Annotated in this window: 22 protein-coding genes; 13 read left to right on the top strand and 9 right to left on the bottom strand. The window is 66.5% G+C overall.

Annotated elements, in window-relative coordinates; genetic code table 11:
• Positions 1 to 34 precede the first annotated feature (34 nt).
• A complete protein-coding gene (locus ABT375_RS10080) occupies positions 35 to 580 on the top strand; it encodes a hypothetical protein (RefSeq protein ID WP_224550552.1) in 546 nt (181 codons plus the stop codon).
• A gap of 84 nt (positions 581 to 664) precedes the next feature.
• Here the strand turns inward: ABT375_RS10080 and ABT375_RS10075 are convergent, their stop codons facing one another.
• Positions 665 to 1,747 carry a sensor domain-containing diguanylate cyclase gene (locus ABT375_RS10075; protein WP_261936150.1) on the bottom strand — a complete coding sequence of 361 codons (1,083 nt, stop codon included), beginning with the start codon at positions 1,745 to 1,747 and terminating at the stop codon, positions 665 to 667.
• 336 nt (positions 1,748 to 2,083) lie between these two features.
• The gene (locus tag ABT375_RS10070; protein ID WP_261936151.1) at positions 2,084 to 2,635 is read right to left on the bottom strand and encodes a nuclease; all 552 of its coding nucleotides are present in this window, start codon (positions 2,633 to 2,635) and stop codon (positions 2,084 to 2,086) included.
• Positions 2,636 to 2,796: 161 nt separating this feature from the next.
• Here ABT375_RS10070 and ABT375_RS10065 point away from each other — a divergent pair, with 161 nt between their 5' ends.
• Together ABT375_RS10065 and ABT375_RS10060 are read left to right on the top strand one after the other, a co-directional pair.
• Complete coding sequence (locus ABT375_RS10065) at positions 2,797 to 3,183, top strand: PH domain-containing protein (protein WP_224550549.1); 387 nt, start codon at positions 2,797 to 2,799, stop codon at positions 3,181 to 3,183.
• A 151-nt stretch (positions 3,184 to 3,334) separates the two neighbouring features.
• Positions 3,335 to 4,036 carry a hypothetical protein gene (locus ABT375_RS10060; RefSeq protein ID WP_416462341.1) on the top strand — a complete coding sequence of 234 codons (702 nt, stop codon included), beginning with the start codon at positions 3,335 to 3,337 and terminating at the stop codon, positions 4,034 to 4,036.
• Here ABT375_RS10060 and ABT375_RS10055 read toward each other — a convergent pair.
• A complete protein-coding gene (locus ABT375_RS10055; RefSeq protein WP_416462340.1) occupies positions 4,033 to 4,569 on the bottom strand; it encodes a GDYXXLXY domain-containing protein in 537 nt (178 codons plus the stop codon). The genes ABT375_RS10060 and ABT375_RS10055 overlap by 4 nt on opposite strands.
• The gene (locus tag ABT375_RS10050) at positions 4,566 to 5,723 is read right to left on the bottom strand and encodes a DUF2157 domain-containing protein (RefSeq protein ID WP_416462339.1); all 1,158 of its coding nucleotides are present in this window, start codon (positions 5,721 to 5,723) and stop codon (positions 4,566 to 4,568) included. The genes ABT375_RS10055 and ABT375_RS10050 overlap by 4 nt, the downstream gene beginning before the upstream one ends.
• Before the next feature lie 288 nt (positions 5,724 to 6,011).
• Here ABT375_RS10050 and ABT375_RS10045 point away from each other — a divergent pair, with 288 nt between their 5' ends.
• Positions 6,012 to 6,365 (top strand): hypothetical protein, encoded by a 354-nt coding sequence (locus ABT375_RS10045; RefSeq protein ID WP_416462338.1) that lies wholly within the window; start codon positions 6,012 to 6,014, stop codon positions 6,363 to 6,365.
• A gap of 67 nt (positions 6,366 to 6,432) precedes the next feature.
• Here ABT375_RS10045 and ABT375_RS10040 read toward each other — a convergent pair whose 3' ends face one another.
• Positions 6,433 to 6,906 carry an Lrp/AsnC family transcriptional regulator gene (locus ABT375_RS10040; RefSeq protein WP_416462337.1) on the bottom strand — a complete coding sequence of 158 codons (474 nt, stop codon included), beginning with the start codon at positions 6,904 to 6,906 and terminating at the stop codon, positions 6,433 to 6,435.
• Between the two features lie 107 nt (positions 6,907 to 7,013).
• On the opposite strand from ABT375_RS10040, the gene ABT375_RS10035 reads away from it, so the two are divergent.
• From ABT375_RS10035 to ABT375_RS10000, 8 genes are all read left to right on the top strand, one after another.
• A complete protein-coding gene (locus ABT375_RS10035) occupies positions 7,014 to 7,970 on the top strand; it encodes a DMT family transporter (protein ID WP_416462336.1) in 957 nt (318 codons plus the stop codon).
• A gap of 44 nt (positions 7,971 to 8,014) precedes the next feature.
• On the top strand, positions 8,015 to 8,401 hold the full coding sequence (gene crcB, locus ABT375_RS10030) for a fluoride efflux transporter CrcB (protein ID WP_416462335.1): 387 nt from the start codon (positions 8,015 to 8,017) through the stop codon (positions 8,399 to 8,401).
• Positions 8,398 to 9,855 carry an RluA family pseudouridine synthase gene (locus ABT375_RS10025; protein ID WP_416462334.1) on the top strand — a complete coding sequence of 486 codons (1,458 nt, stop codon included), beginning with the start codon at positions 8,398 to 8,400 and terminating at the stop codon, positions 9,853 to 9,855. The genes crcB and ABT375_RS10025 overlap by 4 nt, the downstream gene beginning before the upstream one ends.
• Entirely contained in the window at positions 9,852 to 10,469 is a 618-nt protein-coding gene (locus ABT375_RS10020) for an FMN-binding negative transcriptional regulator (protein WP_261936157.1), read from the top strand. The genes ABT375_RS10025 and ABT375_RS10020 overlap by 4 nt, the downstream gene beginning before the upstream one ends.
• A complete protein-coding gene (locus tag ABT375_RS10015) occupies positions 10,466 to 11,125 on the top strand; it encodes an HAD-IA family hydrolase (RefSeq protein WP_261936158.1) in 660 nt (219 codons plus the stop codon). The genes ABT375_RS10020 and ABT375_RS10015 overlap by 4 nt, the downstream gene beginning before the upstream one ends.
• Positions 11,122 to 11,385, top strand: a complete 264-nt coding sequence (locus tag ABT375_RS10010; RefSeq protein ID WP_261936159.1) for a hypothetical protein — start codon at positions 11,122 to 11,124, stop codon at positions 11,383 to 11,385. The genes ABT375_RS10015 and ABT375_RS10010 overlap by 4 nt, the downstream gene beginning before the upstream one ends.
• Positions 11,382 to 12,077, top strand: a complete 696-nt coding sequence (locus ABT375_RS10005; RefSeq protein WP_416462333.1) for an ATP12 family chaperone protein — start codon at positions 11,382 to 11,384, stop codon at positions 12,075 to 12,077. Before ABT375_RS10010 ends, ABT375_RS10005 begins: the two co-directional genes overlap by 4 nt.
• Positions 12,078 to 12,219: 142 nt before the next feature.
• The gene (locus tag ABT375_RS10000; RefSeq protein WP_416464877.1) at positions 12,220 to 12,954 is read left to right on the top strand and encodes a hypothetical protein; all 735 of its coding nucleotides are present in this window, start codon (positions 12,220 to 12,222) and stop codon (positions 12,952 to 12,954) included.
• A 116-nt stretch (positions 12,955 to 13,070) separates the two neighbouring features.
• Here the strand turns inward: ABT375_RS10000 and ABT375_RS09995 are convergent, their stop codons facing one another.
• The 3 genes from ABT375_RS09995 to ABT375_RS09985 are packed head-to-tail and all read right to left on the bottom strand — an operon-like array spanning position 13,071 to position 15,567.
• Positions 13,071 to 13,748, bottom strand: a complete 678-nt coding sequence (locus ABT375_RS09995) for a murein L,D-transpeptidase catalytic domain family protein (protein ID WP_416462332.1) — start codon at positions 13,746 to 13,748, stop codon at positions 13,071 to 13,073.
• A 52-nt stretch (positions 13,749 to 13,800) separates the two neighbouring features.
• Positions 13,801 to 14,115: a hypothetical protein gene (locus ABT375_RS09990; protein WP_416462331.1), complete on the bottom strand. Its 315-nt coding sequence runs from the start codon at positions 14,113 to 14,115 to the stop codon at positions 13,801 to 13,803.
• 3 nt (positions 14,116 to 14,118) lie between these two features.
• Positions 14,119 to 15,567 carry a L,D-transpeptidase family protein gene (locus ABT375_RS09985; RefSeq protein WP_416462330.1) on the bottom strand — a complete coding sequence of 483 codons (1,449 nt, stop codon included), beginning with the start codon at positions 15,565 to 15,567 and terminating at the stop codon, positions 14,119 to 14,121.
• A 56-nt stretch (positions 15,568 to 15,623) separates the two neighbouring features.
• Here ABT375_RS09985 and ABT375_RS09980 point away from each other — a divergent pair, with 56 nt between their 5' ends.
• Positions 15,624 to 16,523: a histone deacetylase gene (locus ABT375_RS09980; RefSeq protein ID WP_416462329.1), complete on the top strand. Its 900-nt coding sequence runs from the start codon at positions 15,624 to 15,626 to the stop codon at positions 16,521 to 16,523.
• On the opposite strand, the gene ABT375_RS09975 is transcribed toward ABT375_RS09980, so the two are convergent.
• Positions 16,520 to 17,098 (bottom strand): hypothetical protein, encoded by a 579-nt coding sequence (locus tag ABT375_RS09975; protein ID WP_416462328.1) that lies wholly within the window; start codon positions 17,096 to 17,098, stop codon positions 16,520 to 16,522. The two genes, ABT375_RS09980 and ABT375_RS09975, sit on opposite strands and share 4 nt — an antisense overlap.
• Between the last annotated feature and the right edge of the window lie 38 nt (positions 17,099 to 17,136).

Genomic DNA, 17,136 nt, shown 5'->3' with positions numbered 1-17,136 from the left:
CGCAGGATCGTCCCGCCGTTGAACGGGAACGATCTTGTCCTGTGACGGCGCAACGTCCGGGCCGTTGACCGGCAAGGGTCAACCGGACAATGGGCTGGCCGGGCAGGTCGCTCGGATCGAGCGGGCGGCGGCGTTTCTGGCCAATGGCCTGTCGCTGGGCACCTGTCCCGACGCGGCGGGGCGACGGCGCGACGCCATGCCGGCCAAGTTGATCGGCAACGGTTTGCGCGAACTGGACCTGTTCCTGACCGACCTGATCGTGGAGGCGGGGCGGGTCCACCGGCTGGGCGCGGCGGCCGGGGGCGATCCGGGCGTGCATCCGGGCCGGCGCATCTATAGCGCGGCCGAGGCCTGGCGGCGCACCGGGCCGCAACTGGGGCTGGCGATGGACGCGCGCGCGCGGTTGCGCGAAATGCGCGCGGCGCAGAACCGCCATTGTTTCGGACGCCTGCGCGGGGAGGGCGCCGAGGCCGCGATGCAACGCGCCTGCGCCGACTATGCGCGGTTGGCGGGCGAGGTGCTGGCGGCGGTCAGGGGACGGGCGGGAGCGCCGAATTTCGACACCGCCGCAGGAAAATGATGCTTCAACAGCGCGGTTTCATGCTTCCGCGGTTGCAAGAAGGTTGAGGATTGGCGTCACGAGCAAAGTCCGACGCAATCCTGACTATTGGTAAAAGAGAACCCTGTTTCGACCGGATTCCTTGGCGCGGTACATCATCCCATCCACCAGGGACAATAGCTTGTCCTGATCGTCCATTTTACTCTGCACCAGCAGCGCGCCGATGCTGGCCGTAACGTTGATATGCTGGTCCGCCTCGGGAATATAGACGGATTCTATGGCTTTTGTGAAACGGTCGAGCACAGTCAGCATTCCCGGCTGGCTGATATCGGGTATCGCTACACAAAATTCCTCCCCTCCCATTCTTGCGATCAAATCGCCATCGCGGCAACTGTCCGCCAAGGCTTCCTTGACACGGATGAGCACCCTGTCCCCGGCGGAATGTCCATAGCGGTCGTTGATGGCCTTAAAATGATCGAGATCGATCATGGCGATGCCCAGCTGCGCCTTTTTCGGGTCGCCGCGGGCGTCCCAGTCGGCCGACATGGCCGCGAATTTTCGAGCAAATGCGCGCCTGTTCAGGGCGCCGGTCAGCGGATCAATATCCGCCAATGTCCGCATTTCGTCCACCTGATGATGAATGCGGAGCGACGACGCCACCCAATGGGCCATAGCCTGTAATCGTATCAGGTCCGCCACATCCTGCGCATTCCTATGGCAATGACCGATGTTGATTGTGCCAAAGCAGCGCGACCCGCTCAGCAAGGGAACATCCAGGCATGACTGCAGCCCCTTGCTGGTCAGCATTTTACAGTCCCAATCCTCCGATAAGGTGAGGTCGGGGCATATTTCTGCTTTCCCCTGCGCAAAGACGCGTCCGACCATCGTGCCGGCAATAGGGACCGGCATGTCCAAAGGAATGGCGTCATTCCCCTCCATGGCCACCAGGCGAAGATGCGTAGCGTCAACCGGCAGAGCGATTGTTACGCGATCGGCACGGAAAATCGCGCGCGACCAGCGCGCTATCACTTGCATAATGGTATCGATGTCCGGAGCTACAGACAGCTCTACGATAAAACGAACTGGAAGCTCGATCGACAAGTCGTTGGCGCAAGCTTCGTCTACGGATCTCTTCAGATCGCCGTCGCTGAGACTATAATGGTGAGGATTAGCGTTATTGCTCGTCACGACCCTCTACCTTCGACCCGGTTCTCTTGTTTTAGCGCCATATTTCCCAATGGCAAATAAGGAGCGCATGAGAGGGGAAGATACTGTATCCCCTATCTGTCTCTAGCCCGTAGCCGACTGGCCCGGCATCGATCCAACCTCTTTTTCTGCGCCGGGGGGATGAAGGCTCTCGGGCGTCCAGCCGCACCGGTGGGATTGCCCTGCAATCGGGATACCGCGCGACCGGGGCCGCCCCATCGGCGGCGGGGCGCATAGTCGATGGCGGAGCAATGCGTTGCTTGCAGGTCCGCATAAATATCCCGTACTGGTATATGCAGAGCGGCGAAAATATGGCGATCAGGACGCGCACCAGTCGATCGGGTTGCGCGACCAAGCCCTGGCATGGCCCTTAAGGATCATCAACTGGCCGATCGACACGCCGTCGCGCAGCAGCAGCCGGGCGGAGGGATCGGGATCGGCGGCGTCGGGCCGGGCCTCGAACGCGCCGCCGTTCAGCATCGCGGCCAGCGCGGCGCGGCCCTTTTGCGCGCGCGCGGCTTCGGCCGAGCAGCGGGGGGCGGTGTCGCTGGGGACGCTGATGTCGGAGAGATGATAGCGTGTGCCGCGCCAGGCATAGGCGTTGGCGGACAGGATGCAGGCGTCGCCCCGGACGTCGTCGCACAGCGCGAACCGTGCGTTGATGCTGGTGGGCGCGGCGACGTCTTTCGCGGCGTCGCCGGGGGCGGGCAGAATATGTGCGATGAGCAACGCCACGGCCCCGGCGATGCCGAGCGCGGCAAGGAGCAGGCCGATCGGGACGACGCGCGTGCGCTGTTCCTGCTTGTCGTTCAGCCAGGCGCCGGCGTCATCCGGGTGGCGATCGCCGACGTCGTACAGATTGCGTGCCATGGTGCATCCCAAATGGAGCGGATGCTTTACCATCGCTTATGGAAAATTTCGGTTAACCAGCCGGAGCGCCGCTCTGCAACGGCGTGCGGCCTCACGGACTGGCCGGTTGACGGATCGGCCGGGCCATGGTCAAGTCGGCGGGCTGTAGCGACGGAGGCGGCGTGAGCGATACCTGGTTGTATGACGAGCATCCTGCGATGTTCCGGGCGCATCCCGTCCTGTTCCTGCTGCTGCTGGTTTCGGTGGTCGGCATCGTCGCGATCGCGATCTGGTGGGTGCTGCACAAGGGCGAACGACTGGCGCTGAGCGAGCGCGAAGTGCTGATGGAGCGCGGATTGCTGGCCAAGCAGCGGACCGAGGTCGCGCTGTCCTCCATTCGGTCGGTGCGCATCACCCAAAGCCTGGGCCAGCGCATCTTCGGCGTCGGCCATGTCGAGCTGTTCAGTGCCGGCGATATCGCCGAAATCGCGATCAAGAACATGCCGCGGCCCGACCGCATCCGCGCGATCGCCGCCGCGCGCAACCTGGACCTGCTGCCGCAAAGATAGACTATTTCGTCCAGCCCCTTGACTTGAGCCGATTTATTTCAACGATAGGGTTAACAAAAGAGGGGCCGCAGAGCCTCAATTCGCAAGAGGACGCCATGTCAGGAACGTCCGTTCACAAAGGGGTGAACGGCGGGATAAGGGGTCGTCTTCCATGGTTGGTTTGCGAGTGATGCCGTCTTTGCCGGACCTGACGGCCGAGCAGCGCGCCGAAATCCGCCACGCCTGCGGCTTTGCCTGCGTGCGGTGCGGCGTCACCATCTACCGCTATCTGCGGCTGCCGGACGGGCCGGGGGCGACCTTGCTGTGCCCGACATGCCACGGATTGGTGGAGGAAGGGCGGCTGACCGCGACCCAGGTCCACAGCTTCCACGCCAATCCGGTGGTGCGCCAGCGCCATTTCGCGCGCGACCGGCTGCCCTTTTCGGCGGAATTGCCGCAACTGATCGTCGGTGGATCGCGGCTGCTGCGCGACACGCCGATCCCGATCACGCTGGAGGGCGAGCCGATCCTGATCTTCGCGCCGCCGCGCCGGACCAATGGCGCGACGCGGATCAGCGTGCGGCTGGGCTCGCCCGACGGGGTGGCGACGCAGATCATCGACGGCAATGAATGGAAGCCGACCGATGGTAGCTGGCATTTCCTGCTGCGCGGCGACCGCTACAGCATGATGGCGGCGCGGGGCGATGGCCTTGCGGTGCTGCGGATCGTCGCGCGCAACCGGATCGCGGTGGAGCATCTGCGCACCACGATCAACGGCCGCCGGCTGGAGGTGACGCCCGACTGGCTGGAGATTGACGGCAAGCGGCATGTCGACCGGATCGGCAGCGGGACGCTGATCGGGCTGGAGCTTTAGGGCGCAACCTGCGGTTTCGGGCGGGGGCGGAAGTCCAGCGCGACCGGGCGCATGACGCCGTCGGCGCGGACCCGGACGCGGACCAGCCCTTGCAGGCGCGGATCGGCCAGCTTGCGGGAGAGGGCGATCGCCTGGCCCTGCGAGGCGTAGAATATCTCGCTTTCAAGCCTGCGGACCTCCTGCCGCGCGCCCAATGTCGCACGGAGGATGATGGCGCAGTCCCCGGTCGCATCCGTTGGGGATACAGGGCGCACCGTTCGGATGTGCGGCGCGATGCCGGTGACGCACAGGGCGCTGGCATAAGCGGGGTCGACCCGGCTCTCCCCCTCGCGCAACGGCGCGGTCGGCCAGGCGTAGCGATAGCGCACATAATGGCCGCGCAGCAGGTCGCGCGGGTCATAGCCCTCGATCGGGATCAGCCAGTCCTCCCCCTGCTGCGCCTGCCGGTGGATCATGGCCCAGCTTGCCAACAGGGCGGCGAGCGGCAGCAGCAGCGCGGCGGCAAGGATCAGGCGATGGCGGGCTGGCGTCATGCGCCCTCTCCGCGCGCAGGGGCATAACGGCGCGACAGGCGGATCGTGGCCCAGGCGACGGCCATGGCGAACAGGCCCGACAGAATCAGCCCCACGCCGCTGCCCAGCAAATCGTCATTCAGTTCGAAGCTGAGGATGATGATGCGCAGCGCGACCAGCGCGACGGCGGCCTGGAAGATGCGCCGCCAACGGGCATGGATCGCACCGGCGGCGACCGCGCCCCAGAGCGCGAGGAAGAACAGGCTGGCGATCCAGGCCCGGGCGGTGCCATGCAGGTTGGGCAGCAGCGCCTGGCCCAGATGCAGCAACGCCGCAACGACCAGCAGCGCTGCGGTCGCCCGGCCGGACGCGGTGCGCCGGGCATAAGCGATCGCCGCGGCGGCACAGAGCAGGGCGACGCTCTGGATCGCGGCGCTGCCGGGCAGGACCGCACTGTCGCTGTCCCAGCCGCGCAGCAGCAGGACGATGCTGACGCCCGCGAAGATCGTCGTAGCGGCCATTTGTTCGATCAGCCGCCAGAAGGCGGGGCGATTGCTCCTGCCGCGCATCAGGGCGGCGGCGCCGGCGACCAGGATCGGCGGGCAGGCGATCAGTCCCCAATAGAGCGACGGATGCGTCGGCGAGACGCGACCGAATAGGGACCAGACACGGTCATGATCGTCGGCGTGCGCCCACAGCGTGCCCAGCAGCCCTGCCATCCACAGGCCCGCAACCGGCCAGCCGCGCCCGAACAATAGAAGCAGCGGCGAGAAGAGCAGCAGCCAGGCGAGCAGCGGCTGCCACAGCGGCGAACTGGTCTGGTAAACCTGCCCCAGATGGCCGAAAAAGGTGAGGCCCAGCACCGCCGCCACGAAGAGCAGGGCGTCGCTGACTATTGGGTTCAGATCGCCTTTCAACAACCGCCACCCGATCCCTGCCGCGAGCGCGCCCATGATCGCAAAATGGATCGCCAGCCGCGCCGTGCCGGGAATCGCATCCCAATTGGCGGCGACGATCGACACCAGCCCCAGCCCGATCGTCAGCGCGCCCAGCCCGACGATCGCCCAGACGCCGATCGGCCGGCTATGCGCGGCTTCCCACGCGCCGATCGCGCTGGCGGTATCGGCGTCGATCAGCCCCGCCGCCTGCCACGCCCTGAGTTTCCGTTCCGACATGGCGGGGAGAGTAATGGGGCCGGCGCGGAGGGCAATGGGGTTGTTGGCGCGCGACTATGAGGTGGTTGTCGCTGCCTGATGGGCACTTTAAGCACGAGCATAAACCAAGCGTCGTCATTGCGAGCGTAGCGAAGCAATCCACCGGCGCGACATGGATTGCTTCGCTACGCTCGCAATGACGAAATTTATATCGTCGGGAGGCGACCACTTGCGGACCTTTATCTTCCGGATCAGGATGCCCGAAAGCTGACGGGAGCAGCAATGCAAAAACTACTAAGATCGGCTATCATGGCGGGGCTTCTGTTGATGATGTCCGCCGAGGCTAGTGCACGAAACCGCCCCGGCGTACCCGTTACGATTAATTATGGGAGAGCCATTGTCGTCAGCGATAAGCTCTCTAATGCTGTATTTTTCGGGATTATGCGATCTAATGTCGTGACAATTAACGTGGATGGGGAGACGGTTCTTATCGCTAACATTGATAAGACTGCTGGAAATAGTGACGGGTTGAGAGTGACGTACTTCTGGAAGGAAAAATTTCTTTTTGAGAAGGAGTACGATTGCCGAGAAAGGCAGCCAGCAGCTTGCGGCCGAAAAATTGTGAGAGGCGTCGAAGACGCATCTCGCCACATAAAGTTTTGACAGCGACTGCTTTGCATCAACACGTTCTAAAAAGCTGCCTGTCCGCTTCCCACCAAAGTCCGCCCCCTCACGCTATCACCAATTCCATCCCCGCCTTCACCCGGTCGAGGGCGAGGAAGCTGTGGAAGCTGGCGACGAAGTCGGTGTCCGACAGCAGGCGGCGGGTGGTGGCGTCATAATGGCGCATGTCGGGCGATATGATCAGCAGGATGAAGCTGCAGCCGCCCGTCACATAATAGCATTGCTGCACAGCCGGATCGGCGCGGAACAGCGCCTTGGCGCGGTCGACCGTGGCGGAGCGTTCGTCGGTCAGATGAACCTCCACGATCGCGGTGATGTCCAAATCCACCGCATCGGGATCGACGATCGCGGCGTTGCGGGCGACGATCCCGGCCTTTTCCATGGCGGCGATGCGGCGTTGCACCGCTGCGGTGGAGAGGTTCACCGCCTGCGCGATGGCGCGTTGCGGCGTGCGATTGTCGCGCTGGATGATTCGCAGGATCGCGCGGTCGAACGGGTCTGGAGTGCGCATATCGGGCATGGACGAGTAATTGTTGCATTTTCTGGGGCAATCAAGAGCATTTTTCCCGCTGTTGTGATGATAATATTCGGGATCGACAGGCGGTCGGGCGGGAAAGACGGACGGGTATGACCAAGGGATCAGGCGGAACGATGCTGGCGGGCATCGCGTGCGGTGTGGGCGCGGGCGCGCTGTGGGGGCTGGTGTTCGTGGCGCCCGAAGTGGTGCGCGGCTTCACCCCGTTGCAGCAGGCGGTCGGCCGTTATCTGGCCTATGGCGCGCTGTCGCTGATCCTCGTCGCGCCGCGCTGGCGGATGCTGGCTGCGCGGATGACGCCGCGCCTATTGTGGGCGCTGGCCTGGCTCGCGCTGGCCGGCAACCTCTTTTACTATGTGCTGCTGGTGAGCGCGGTGCAGATGGGCGGCGTCGCCATGACATCGCTGGTGGTCGGTTTCCTGCCGGTGGCGGTGACGATCATCGGCAGCCGGGAGGCGGGCGCGGTGCCGCTGCGACAATTGGCGCCCTCGCTGCTGCTGTGCGTCGCCGGCGCGCTGTGCATCGGCTGGCAGGCGGTGGTCATGCCCGGACCGGGGCCGGTAGCGACGCGGCTGCTGGGCTTTGCCTGCGCGGTCGGGGCGCTGATATCCTGGGCCGCCTTCGCCATCGGCAATAATCACTGGCTGCGGCGGCAGGGCGACATGCCGGCGCAGGACTGGAACCTGCTGATCGGGCTGGCGACAGGATGCCAGGCGCTGCTGTTCCTGCCGGTCGTGCTGTGGCTGGGGCTGGGCCGGCATGACGCCGCCGCCTGGACGCAGTTCGCCACCGTCTCGGTCGCTGTCGCGCTGCTGGCCTCGATCGTGGGCAACGCGCTGTGGAACCGGGCGAGCCGGTTATTGCCGCTGACCATGGTCGGGCAGATGATCCTGTTCGAAACCGCCTTCGCGCTGATCTATGGCTTCGCCTGGGAAGGGCGCTGGCCGACCGGGCTGGAGAGCGCGGCCTTCCTGCTGGTGGTGCTGAGCGTCGTGACCTGCATCGCGGCGCATCGGCGGCCGGTGGCGCAGCTCGTCACAACCGCCTGATTGCGCGCTTTCCCCTTCGACGGATTCGCTATAGGGCGCTTTGCATGACCAATATGTTTCTTGTGATGGGCGGGGGCGCCGTGGGCGCCGCCTTGCGCTATCAATTGGGGCGCTTCGCCGGGCAGATGGCGCCCGGTACGGCCTGGCCCTGGGGTACCTTCGCCGCCAATCTGATCGGCGGTTTCGCCATGGGGCTGCTCGCCGGATGGCTGGCGCGCGGGGGCAGCGTGTCGGGCGAGCCGATCCGCCTGTTGCTGGGTGTGGGCGTGCTGGGCGGCTTCACCACCTTTTCCGCGTTCAGCCTCGAAACCATGCTGATGATCCAGCGCGGCGACGTCATACTGGCGAGCGGCTATGCGCTGGCGTCGGTGATCGGCGCGACCGTGGCGCTGGGCGTGGGCCTGACCGTGATGCGGAGTGTCGTGGCATGAAGGGGCGTCCTCCCGCCAGGCCCGGCGCGGGCGCGACCGGCGGCAAGGGGCCGCGCGACGGCAAGCCTGCGGGCCACTCCGCCAGCGGCAAGCCCTCGGACAAGCGCTTCGGCGACAAGAAGCCGGGTGATAAAAAGCCCGCTGACCGCAAGTTCGACCGGAAATCCGCCGACGGCAAGCCCGGCGCGCCCGGCCGCGCCCGTGGGGGCGCGAAGGCGGCAAGTGCGCGCAAGGGGGAGGGCGGCAAGCCGCCGTTCAAGCCCCGCACGAAAGCCGCTGCGCCCGCCGCGGCCAAGGCCGCACCGGCCGCAGCCAAGCCCGTCGCCGCCAAGAGCAGCGCCGCCAAGGGCGTGTCGCTCGACGTGCGCCAGTTCCGCGTGGCCGCCGACGATGACGGCATCCGCCTCGACCGCTGGTTCCAGCGGCATCTGCCCGATGTCGGCTTCAATATCGTGTCGCGCTGGTCGCGCACCGGCCAGTTGCGGGTCGATGGCGCGCGCGCCGCGCCGGGCGACCGCATCGTCGAGGGGCAGACGATCCGCGTCCCCCCCGCCGAAGCGCGGCCCGATATGCCCGAAAAGGCGAAGCGCGTCCGCGTCATCGACCTGACGCCCGACGAGATCGCCTATGCGCAGGAGATGGTGATCCATCGCGATGCGCAGGCCATCGTCATCAACAAGCCGCCGGGGCTGGCCACGCAGGGCGGGACCAAGACCGACGAGCATGTCGACAAGCTGCTCGACGCGCTGCTGTTCGATTCCGAATCGCGCCCCAAACTGGTCCACCGGCTGGACAAGGATACGTCGGGCGCGCTGCTGCTGGCGCGGACCAGCCGGTCCGCCGCGCATTTCGCCAAGACTTTCTCCAGCCGCACCGCGCGCAAGGTCTATTGGGCGCTGGTGATCGGCGTGCCGTCGATCAATGACGGCATGATCGAGCTGCCGCTCGCCAAGCAGCCGGGCACTGGCGGCGAGAAGATGCATGTGGACGAGGAAGAGGGGATGCCCGCCCGCACGCGCTATCGCGTGATCGAACGGGCCGGCAACCGCGCCGCCTGGGTCGAACTGCAACCCTATACCGGCCGAACGCACCAGTTACGCGTCCATCTGGCGGCGATCGGCCACCCGATCGTGGGCGACGGCAAATATGGCGGCAAGGACAGTTTCCTGACCGGGTCGATCAGCCGCAAGATGCACCTGCATGCGCGCCGCATCCGGGTGGATCATCCCGATGGCGGGCGGGTGGACGTGATGGCGGACCTGCCGACCCATTTCGCCAACAGCCTGGAGGATCTGGGCTTCGACCTCTCCCTGGGCGACATGCCGCTGGACGACGAGATCGACCGGACCCCGACCCGCGAGGACGAGAAGAAGTTCGCGCGCCAGCACGCCAAGCAGGTGCGCAAGGATCGCAAGGGCGAGCGCCGGTCGCGGGGTGGCGGCCGCGGCGAATGACGCCGGGGGCGCCCTATCGCTGGACGGATGAGGCGGCGATCCGCGATTTCGTGGGACAGGCGGGCTTCGGCCTGCTCTGCGTCGCCGCGCCCGACAGGATGCATGTGGTGCATCTGCCTGTCGTCTGGCTGGACGATCGGCGGATCGGCCTGCACATCCATCGCGCCAATCCGATCGTGCGGCATCTGGACGGAGCGGACGCACTGATCGTCGTTACCGGGCCGCATGGCTATGTCAGCCCGGACTGGTATGGCCTGCCCGACAAGGTGCCGACCTGGAACTATCTGTCGGCCGAATTGCGCGGGCCGATGGCGCGGCTGGACCGGGACGCGACGATTGCGCAGATCGATGCGCTCACCCAGGAGCAGGAGCGGCGGCTGGCGCCAAAGCCGGTCTGGACCCGCGACAAGATGGGGGCGGGCCAGTTCGACCGGCTGCTCGGTGGGCTCGTCGGCTTCGCCATGCGGGTGGACGCGCTGCACGGCACTGCCAAGCTGGGGCAGGACAAGCCGGAAGCGGCGCGGATCGGCGTGGCCGATGCGCTGGACGCCGGTGGCAATGCGCCGCTGGCGGCGCTGATGCGGGCGACTCTGGGCGAAGGGGACGCGGCATGAGCAATCGCCTGGTCGTCTTCGATTGCGACGGCACGCTGGTCGACAGCCAGCACAGCATCTGCACCGCCATGGTCCGCGCCTTCGAGGATGTGCAACTGCCGCCGCCCGAACGGCTGGCGATCCTGTCGGCGGTGGGCCTGTCGCTGCCGGTCGCGATGGCGCGGCTGCTGCCCGATGCGGAGGCGGATTTCCACGATCATCTGGCCGATCGCTACAAGCTGGCGTTCCAGGCGATGCGGCGCGAGCAGGGGGTGCAGGAACCGCTCTATCCCGGCATCGCCGATCTGGTGGCGGAACTGGACGCGGCGGGATGGTTGCTGGGGGTGGCGACCGGCAAGTCGGACCGCGGCCTCAACCTGTGCCTCACCCATCATGGTATCATCGACCGGTTCGTGACGCTGCAGACCGCCGATCGCCACCCGTCCAAGCCGCACCCCTCGATGCTGATGACCGCGATGGCGGAAGCGGGGGCGGCGCCCGACACCACGGTGATGATCGGCGACACCAGCTTCGACATCGCCATGGGGCTGGCCGCGGGCGTGCGCAGCATCGGCGTGGCGTGGGGCTATCATCTGCCGGGCGAACTGGTCGCGGCGGGCGCCCATGCGGTGGCGATGGACAGCGCGGAATTACGCGGCCATATCGGCGCGCCATGACCGATCTTCCGCCCGCTCCGCCGCCCAAACCCAATCCCGATTCGGTCGCGCGCCAGCGCCATTTCGCGATCGGCCTGTTCCGCCTGTCGGGTGCGCTGATCGTGATGTTCGGCTTTCTCGCCATCATGCAGCGCTTCGCCTGGGTGCAGGGCGACAAGGCCAAGGCATTCGGCGCGATCATGGTGGTGACCGGCCTGTTCCAGTTCATCGCCGTGCCGCGCATTTTGCTGGCGCTGTTCCGCACGCGGCCGCCGCAATGAAGCGTTTCTACACCGACGTGACGATGGTCGCCGAGGATGGCGGCTTTGCCATCCGGCTGGACGGCCGCGTGGTCCGCACCCCGGCGCGCGCGCTGCTGGTGCTGCCGACGCCCGCGCTGGCCGAAGCGGTCGCGCAGGAATGGCGGGCACAGGGGGAGACGGTCGATCCCGCGTCCATGCCGATGACCGGCCTCGCCAATGCGGCGATCGATCATGTCGCGCCCAGGCCGGCAGCCTTTGCCGACGGGATAGCGCAATATGCGCAAACCGACCTGCTCTGCTATCGCGCCGACGGGCCGGCGACGCTGGTCGCGCGGCAGGCAGCGGCGTGGGAGCCGCTGCTCGACTGGGCGCGGACGCGCTACGACGTGACGTTCGCCGTTACGCAGGGGATCATCCCGGTGCCGCAGCCGCCCGAAACGCTCGCCCGGCTGGGCGCGGCGGTCGCGGCCTGCGATCCTTTCACGCTGGTCGGCCTGTCGACGCTGGTGTCGCTCAGCGGATCGCTCGTCTGCGGGCTGGCGATCGTCGAGGGGGGACATGACCTCGACCGGGTGTGGCAGGCGGCCGAAATCGACGCGGCGTGGCAGGTCGAACTATGGGGCGAAGATGCGCTGGCCGCCGCGGCCACGGCACGGCGCACGGCCGATTTTGCCATGGCCGGCGCCTTTTGCGCGATGAGCCGGTGCTAAAGCGTTAGGAACCCGAACGCTGTTTCGTTCATTCTGTTGTTGGCAGGGGCGCATAGCGTCCGGCCAACTATCCAATGCCGTGACAAGGGAGACCCAGACGTTGGCATCAACGTTCCGCAACACCGCTTTGACCCTCGTTTCGATGCTCGCCGCGCCGCTGGCGCTGGCGCAGCAGACACCCGATGCCGCTCCGCCCGAAGCGCCGCCGGCCGAAGCCGCGCCCGCCGCCGCTGAAACGCCCGTCGCGCGCGAACTGACCCCGGCCGAAATCGCCGCCTTCAACAAGGCCGTGACCGACTTCACCGCCGGCCAGGCCGCCCAGCAAAAGGGCGACAATGCCGGTGCGGTCGCCAAATATGACGCCGCCATGCCGGCGATCCGGACCGCGGTAGAGGCCGACCCGTCCAAGGGCGACAATGTCAATTTCCTCGCCAATGCGCTCTATGCCGATGCCGCCGCCTATGGCGCGCTGGGGCAGATGGACAAGGTGATCGCGCTCTATGGCGAATCGCTGCCGCACTGGCGCAAGGTGGTGGAGGCCAAGCCCGCCGATGCGGCCGGCCGCAACATCCTGGCCGGCATCCTGATCCAGATGGGGAACCAGGAATTGCGCGACCATGACCGGGGCGCGGCCGATACCTATTATGAGGAAGCATTGACCCTGGCGCGCCAGACCGTAACGGATCAACCGGGCGACGCGGTGAGCAGGAACGTGCTGCTGTCGGCCCTGATCGGCGCCAGCCAGACCTCAACCGAGGAGGGGCTGCGCGACGAGGCCATCACGATGGGCAAGGCGATGATGGCCGACGGAACGATCGACGCCATGAACAAGCCGTCGATCGAAACCATGACCGGGCCTGCGGGCACGGTGGGGTAGGTTCCATCCCCGACAAGACGAAAAAGGCCGGGGCGATGCTTCGGCCTTTTTCGTAGGCCGGTTCGGTTGGCTGGAATGACGGCTGAGGGAGTGCGCTTCGCTTCGCGACCGCTCCGTCAGCCGTTCCCGATCTTGTCGGCGTAGAGAATCCGGCCCGGCCCCAACAGGCCCAGCACCTGCGGCACGATATGGGGGGCGACGGCGAAACAGCCTTCGGAGCGACCGCATTTGCCCCAGGCGGCGACATGATCCTCGCTCACATAATCGGCGCCATGGATGACGATGGCGCGCGGTTCGGCATTGTTGTTCTGGGGGTCGAGGCCCAGCAGGCGCATCGACCGGCCATGCTGGCCGAAATACATGTCGCCCGTCTTGAACGCGCCGGACGAACTGGCGAGCGAGTTGAACTCGTTCGAGAAACTGTGCAGCCAGCCGGAATGTTCGGGGTCGGAGCCGCGGCCGTGCGAGACCAGATAGCTGCTGGTCTGGCCGCCAATCAGGTCGACGATATGCATGCGCGGATTTTTCGACGGGGCGTCGAAATCGACGATCGCCAGCCGGTCGCGCAGGGCGAAGGCGTCGGCATGGCGGTCGAGCGCCGCCTTGGCGCGTTCCAGCAGCGCGGCATAGGGCTTTTGCGCCACTGCGCGCGGCGTTGCAGGCACGGTGGGAACCGGCGCCGGACTCAATGGTTCAGGCCCTGTCGAGGACAGCGCGGCGCGACCCATGCTGTCCGACAGAAACGAAAAGGCGAGTCCGCTTAAAGCGAACTTCGTAAAATTGCGGCGATCCATGGCCGCAATATAGCAAAGGCGACGCCCCGGTCCAAGAGCGGGGCGGGCGCTTTCACTCGCCTGTCGTGCTCGTCCCGTCCGCCGGCTGGCTCTGTTCGCCGCCTTCGGGCAGGCGCGAGGTCATGCCGGTCGCTTCCGCATCATCCTGAATCTGCTGCTGTTCCGACACCGAAGGCGGCGGCGCGGCCGGAGTCGCGACGGCATTGTCCTGCGGCTCCGGCAGTGGCGCATCCGGCTCCGGCACGATCACATTTTCGACCGGCGGCTCGACCAGATTGTTGGTGACGGTCGGGGTGTCCTCTTCCTTCTTGCCGCAGGCGGAGAGGAGCAAGGCGCCGGCGAGGGCGGCGAAAGCGAGTGTGCGCATGGATCAGTCCTTCGATGCGATAGCGGGAGAGGGGGCAGCGGTGGGATCGACGCGGCGGCTGGACGCCTCGATCTTCTGCGCGAGCAGCTTGTCCCAGCCATAGGGGTCGGCGCGGAAGCTGACCGTGCCGTTATTGCCGGCGAAAGCCGTCCAGTAGAGCAGATAGACCGCCACCTGGCTGGGCAGCGATACGCGCTGGGTCTTGCCTTCGTCGATCAGCGTCTGGATCTGGCCGTTCAGATTGGGGTCGGCCGCGACCATCAGTTCGGCCAGCGCCACCGGCTTTTCCAGGCGGATGCAGCCATGGCTGGCCAGCCGGTCATAGCTGGAGAATTTGCCCCGCGACGGGGTGTCGTGCAGATAGACGGCGAAGGGGTTGTTGAAGTCGAACTTCAACCGGCCGAGCGCGCTGCCGGGGCCTGCCGGCTGGACGATGCGTTCGCCGCCTTCGGGCGTCTTGACGATCTTGTAGCCCTGTCGCGCCAGCGCCGCCCGCCCCTTGGGAAACAGTTCGCGATTGGCGATCGACATCGGCACGTTCCAGGGCGGATTGACCACGATCGAATGGATGCTGGAGGTCAGCATCGGCGTCTGGTTGGTCGGGCTGCCGGTGACCGCGCGCATCGAGGTGACCGGCTGGTCGCCTTCGAACACGGTCAGCACGGCGGCGGCGATGTTCACCTGCACCCGATTGACCGGCAGGCTGCGCGGCATCCAGCGCCAGCGTTCCATATTGGCCATGATCGCGGCGATGCGGTCATCGACGCCGACATTGAGTTCGGCCAATGTGCGCGTGCCGAGCGTGCCGGTGGGTTCGAGACCATAGCGGCGCTGGGCGCGCTGGATCACGTCCACCAGTTTTTCATTCTGGGTGACGGCCGGATCTTCCAGCGCGATGCGCGCGCGCACCACATCGGGCGCGCTGGACGCGGTCAGCGTCGGCCAGCCGCCCTTGTCGCGGATCGCCTCATATTTGGCGAGGCCCTTGCGCAGCGTGTCATAACCCGACCAGGGCGGGGTGAGGCCGGTGGACCATTGCGACAGCCGATCCTCGCTCACCGCCTTGGCGAGGCCGGGGCGCGGGTCGAAGGCGCCGGGGCGCAGCGCCCAGATCTGGAGGAAGTCGGCGGTATCGACGCGGCCGGTGCTGAGCGCCTTGGCGCGATCGAGCAGGGCGCTCACGAGCGCATCGCCGCTCAGCGGGCCGCTCGCCTTCTGCCGGGCCATCAGCCCTTGCGCCGCGCCATTCTTCAGCCAGTCATTGGCCCAGGCCTCCTGCGCCGGGGACAGCGCCGGAATCGGCACGGGCGGCGGGGGGACCGGGACGGGCTGGACGGTCGGCACAGACAATGTGGGCGCCACGGCGGGCGGCGGGGTCTGTGCCACGGCGGGGAACGCGGCGACGCCAAGCAGCGCCAGCAGCGGGATACGGATCAGATCGGGACGGTTCATGCTGGACCAGATAGCGCAAAGCCGCCACGGTTCAAATCGCCATAGCGGAAAAGATCATGCTGCACGTTGTTCACCATCCCGCCTATGTCTCCCCTGCAACAGATGGCGGCCGATTTCGTTTCGACAAATATGGGCTGGTGATGGATGCACTGCGCGAAAGCGGCCTGGATTTCCAGACGGTTGAGCCTTTGCAGATGCCGCGCGCCTGGATCGAGGCGGTGCATGATCCCGCCTATGTGGAAGAGGTGATGACCCTGACGGTGCCGCTGGAAAAGGCACGGCGGATCGGCTTTCCGGTGACGGAGCGGGTCATGCGCCGGTCGATGCTGTCGCCCGGCGGCACCTGGGCGGCGGCGAAGCTGGCGAGGGTGCATGGCTATGCCGCCAATGCCGCGGGGGGCAGCCATCATGCGCTGCACGATACGGGGGCGGGCTATTGCGTGTTCAACGACCTAGCCATCGCCGCCCATCGGCTGATCGCGGAGGGCGATGCGGGGCGCATCCTGATCCTCGACCTCGACGTGCATCAGGGGGACGGCACCGCGTCGCTGCTGGCCGGGCGCGGCGATATCTTCACCCTGTCGATCCATGCGGAAAAGAATTTCCCGGTGCGCAAGGCGCGCTCGACGCTCGATGTCGGGCTGGAGGATGGGACTGGCGACGCGGCCTATCTGGCGGTGCTGGCGGAGGTGCTGCCGCGCGTGCTGGACGATTTCGCGCCGGATTTGATCCTCTATCAGGCGGGGGTCGATCCGCATGGGGCGGACCGGCTGGGACGGCTGGCGCTCACGGATGCCGGGCTGGATGCGCGCGACCGCTATGTCATGCGGCAGGCGCGGGGGCGGGGCGTGCCGCTCGCCAGCACCATGGGCGGCGGCTATGGCGAGGATCGCATGGCGATCGCCCGGCGCCACGCCGCCTGCATGATCCGGCTGGCGGAGGAAGCGTCCGCTTAATGCAACGTGCCGGCGTCCGCCGCAGCCGTGGCTTCGGCCTTCGTCTCCATCAGCTTGGCCGCGATCAGGCCGGCGAGCGCCAGCGCCACGAAATCGCTGAAGGCGAGATAGAGAATATAGCCCCAGGGCGCGTGGTTGAAGACCGCCTGGCCGATATGCAGCCATAGGACGGCCGCCAGCGCGAACAGGATGGAGGCGCGGGCGCGGCTGGCGAAATCGGCCAGTGCGAAACGCAGGGCGAACGCGATCAGCACGCCCACGACCAGCGCCAGGATCAGCCCGCCGATCAGCGCGCCGCTATCCATCACCGGAAAGCCGCCTTCATTGTAGAATATCTGCGCTACCGGCCCCTTGCCGTAGAGGATGGTGCCCTGCGCCGTCGCGGGGTCGGGGATGACATAGACGCCGGTGCCGGTCGGGGTCAGCGCCTGCGCCATCGCGGCCTGCAGGTTTGCGCTGGCCTGTTCGTCGGTGCGGCTGAGCGCCAGCGCGGACAAGGGCGTGCCCCAGAAGATGAAGCCGGTGATGAAAATGGCAAAGCCGCCCAGAAGGCCGCCGACAAGAGTGCGAACCATGATGCCTCCCCCTTTTCCTGATATGAAGCTGACGCATC

Origin of the sequence: Sphingomonas sp. VDB2 (assembly GCF_047946695.1) — a bacterium.
Classification (GTDB): Bacteria; Pseudomonadota; Alphaproteobacteria; order Sphingomonadales; family Sphingomonadaceae; genus Sphingobium; species Sphingobium bisphenolicum.
Note: the sequence above shows the minus strand (reverse complement) of the source record. Positions and strands in the feature narration are given on the sequence as shown.

What these genes read in the sequence shown, in the direction of transcription:
- ABT375_RS10070 (WP_261936151.1), bottom strand. Translation starts at nt 2,635, where the DNA reads ATGGCACGCAATCTGTACGACGTCGGCGATCGCCACCCGGATGACGCC.
- ABT375_RS10060 (WP_416462341.1), top strand. Translation starts at nt 3,335, where the DNA reads ATGGTTGGTTTGCGAGTGATGCCGTCTTTGCCGGACCTGACGGCCGAG.
- ABT375_RS10055 (WP_416462340.1), bottom strand. Translation starts at nt 4,569, where the DNA reads ATGACGCCAGCCCGCCATCGCCTGATCCTTGCCGCCGCGCTGCTGCTG.
- ABT375_RS10050 (WP_416462339.1), bottom strand. Translation starts at nt 5,723, where the DNA reads ATGTCGGAACGGAAACTCAGGGCGTGGCAGGCGGCGGGGCTGATCGAC.
- ABT375_RS10045 (WP_416462338.1), top strand. Translation starts at nt 6,012, where the DNA reads ATGGCGGGGCTTCTGTTGATGATGTCCGCCGAGGCTAGTGCACGAAAC.
- ABT375_RS10040 (WP_416462337.1), bottom strand. Translation starts at nt 6,906, where the DNA reads ATGCCCGATATGCGCACTCCAGACCCGTTCGACCGCGCGATCCTGCGA.
- ABT375_RS10035 (WP_416462336.1), top strand. Translation starts at nt 7,014, where the DNA reads ATGACCAAGGGATCAGGCGGAACGATGCTGGCGGGCATCGCGTGCGGT.
- crcB (WP_416462335.1), top strand. Translation starts at nt 8,015, where the DNA reads ATGACCAATATGTTTCTTGTGATGGGCGGGGGCGCCGTGGGCGCCGCC.
- ABT375_RS10025 (WP_416462334.1), top strand. Translation starts at nt 8,398, where the DNA reads ATGAAGGGGCGTCCTCCCGCCAGGCCCGGCGCGGGCGCGACCGGCGGC.
- ABT375_RS10020 (WP_261936157.1), top strand. Translation starts at nt 9,852, where the DNA reads ATGACGCCGGGGGCGCCCTATCGCTGGACGGATGAGGCGGCGATCCGC.
- ABT375_RS10015 (WP_261936158.1), top strand. Translation starts at nt 10,466, where the DNA reads ATGAGCAATCGCCTGGTCGTCTTCGATTGCGACGGCACGCTGGTCGAC.
- ABT375_RS10010 (WP_261936159.1), top strand. Translation starts at nt 11,122, where the DNA reads ATGACCGATCTTCCGCCCGCTCCGCCGCCCAAACCCAATCCCGATTCG.
- ABT375_RS10005 (WP_416462333.1), top strand. Translation starts at nt 11,382, where the DNA reads ATGAAGCGTTTCTACACCGACGTGACGATGGTCGCCGAGGATGGCGGC.
- ABT375_RS10000 (WP_416464877.1), top strand. Translation starts at nt 12,220, where the DNA reads ATGCTCGCCGCGCCGCTGGCGCTGGCGCAGCAGACACCCGATGCCGCT.
- ABT375_RS09995 (WP_416462332.1), bottom strand. Translation starts at nt 13,748, where the DNA reads ATGGATCGCCGCAATTTTACGAAGTTCGCTTTAAGCGGACTCGCCTTT.
- ABT375_RS09990 (WP_416462331.1), bottom strand. Translation starts at nt 14,115, where the DNA reads ATGCGCACACTCGCTTTCGCCGCCCTCGCCGGCGCCTTGCTCCTCTCC.
- ABT375_RS09985 (WP_416462330.1), bottom strand. Translation starts at nt 15,567, where the DNA reads ATGAACCGTCCCGATCTGATCCGTATCCCGCTGCTGGCGCTGCTTGGC.
- ABT375_RS09980 (WP_416462329.1), top strand. Translation starts at nt 15,624, where the DNA reads ATGCTGCACGTTGTTCACCATCCCGCCTATGTCTCCCCTGCAACAGAT.
- ABT375_RS09975 (WP_416462328.1), bottom strand. Translation starts at nt 17,098, where the DNA reads ATGGTTCGCACTCTTGTCGGCGGCCTTCTGGGCGGCTTTGCCATTTTC.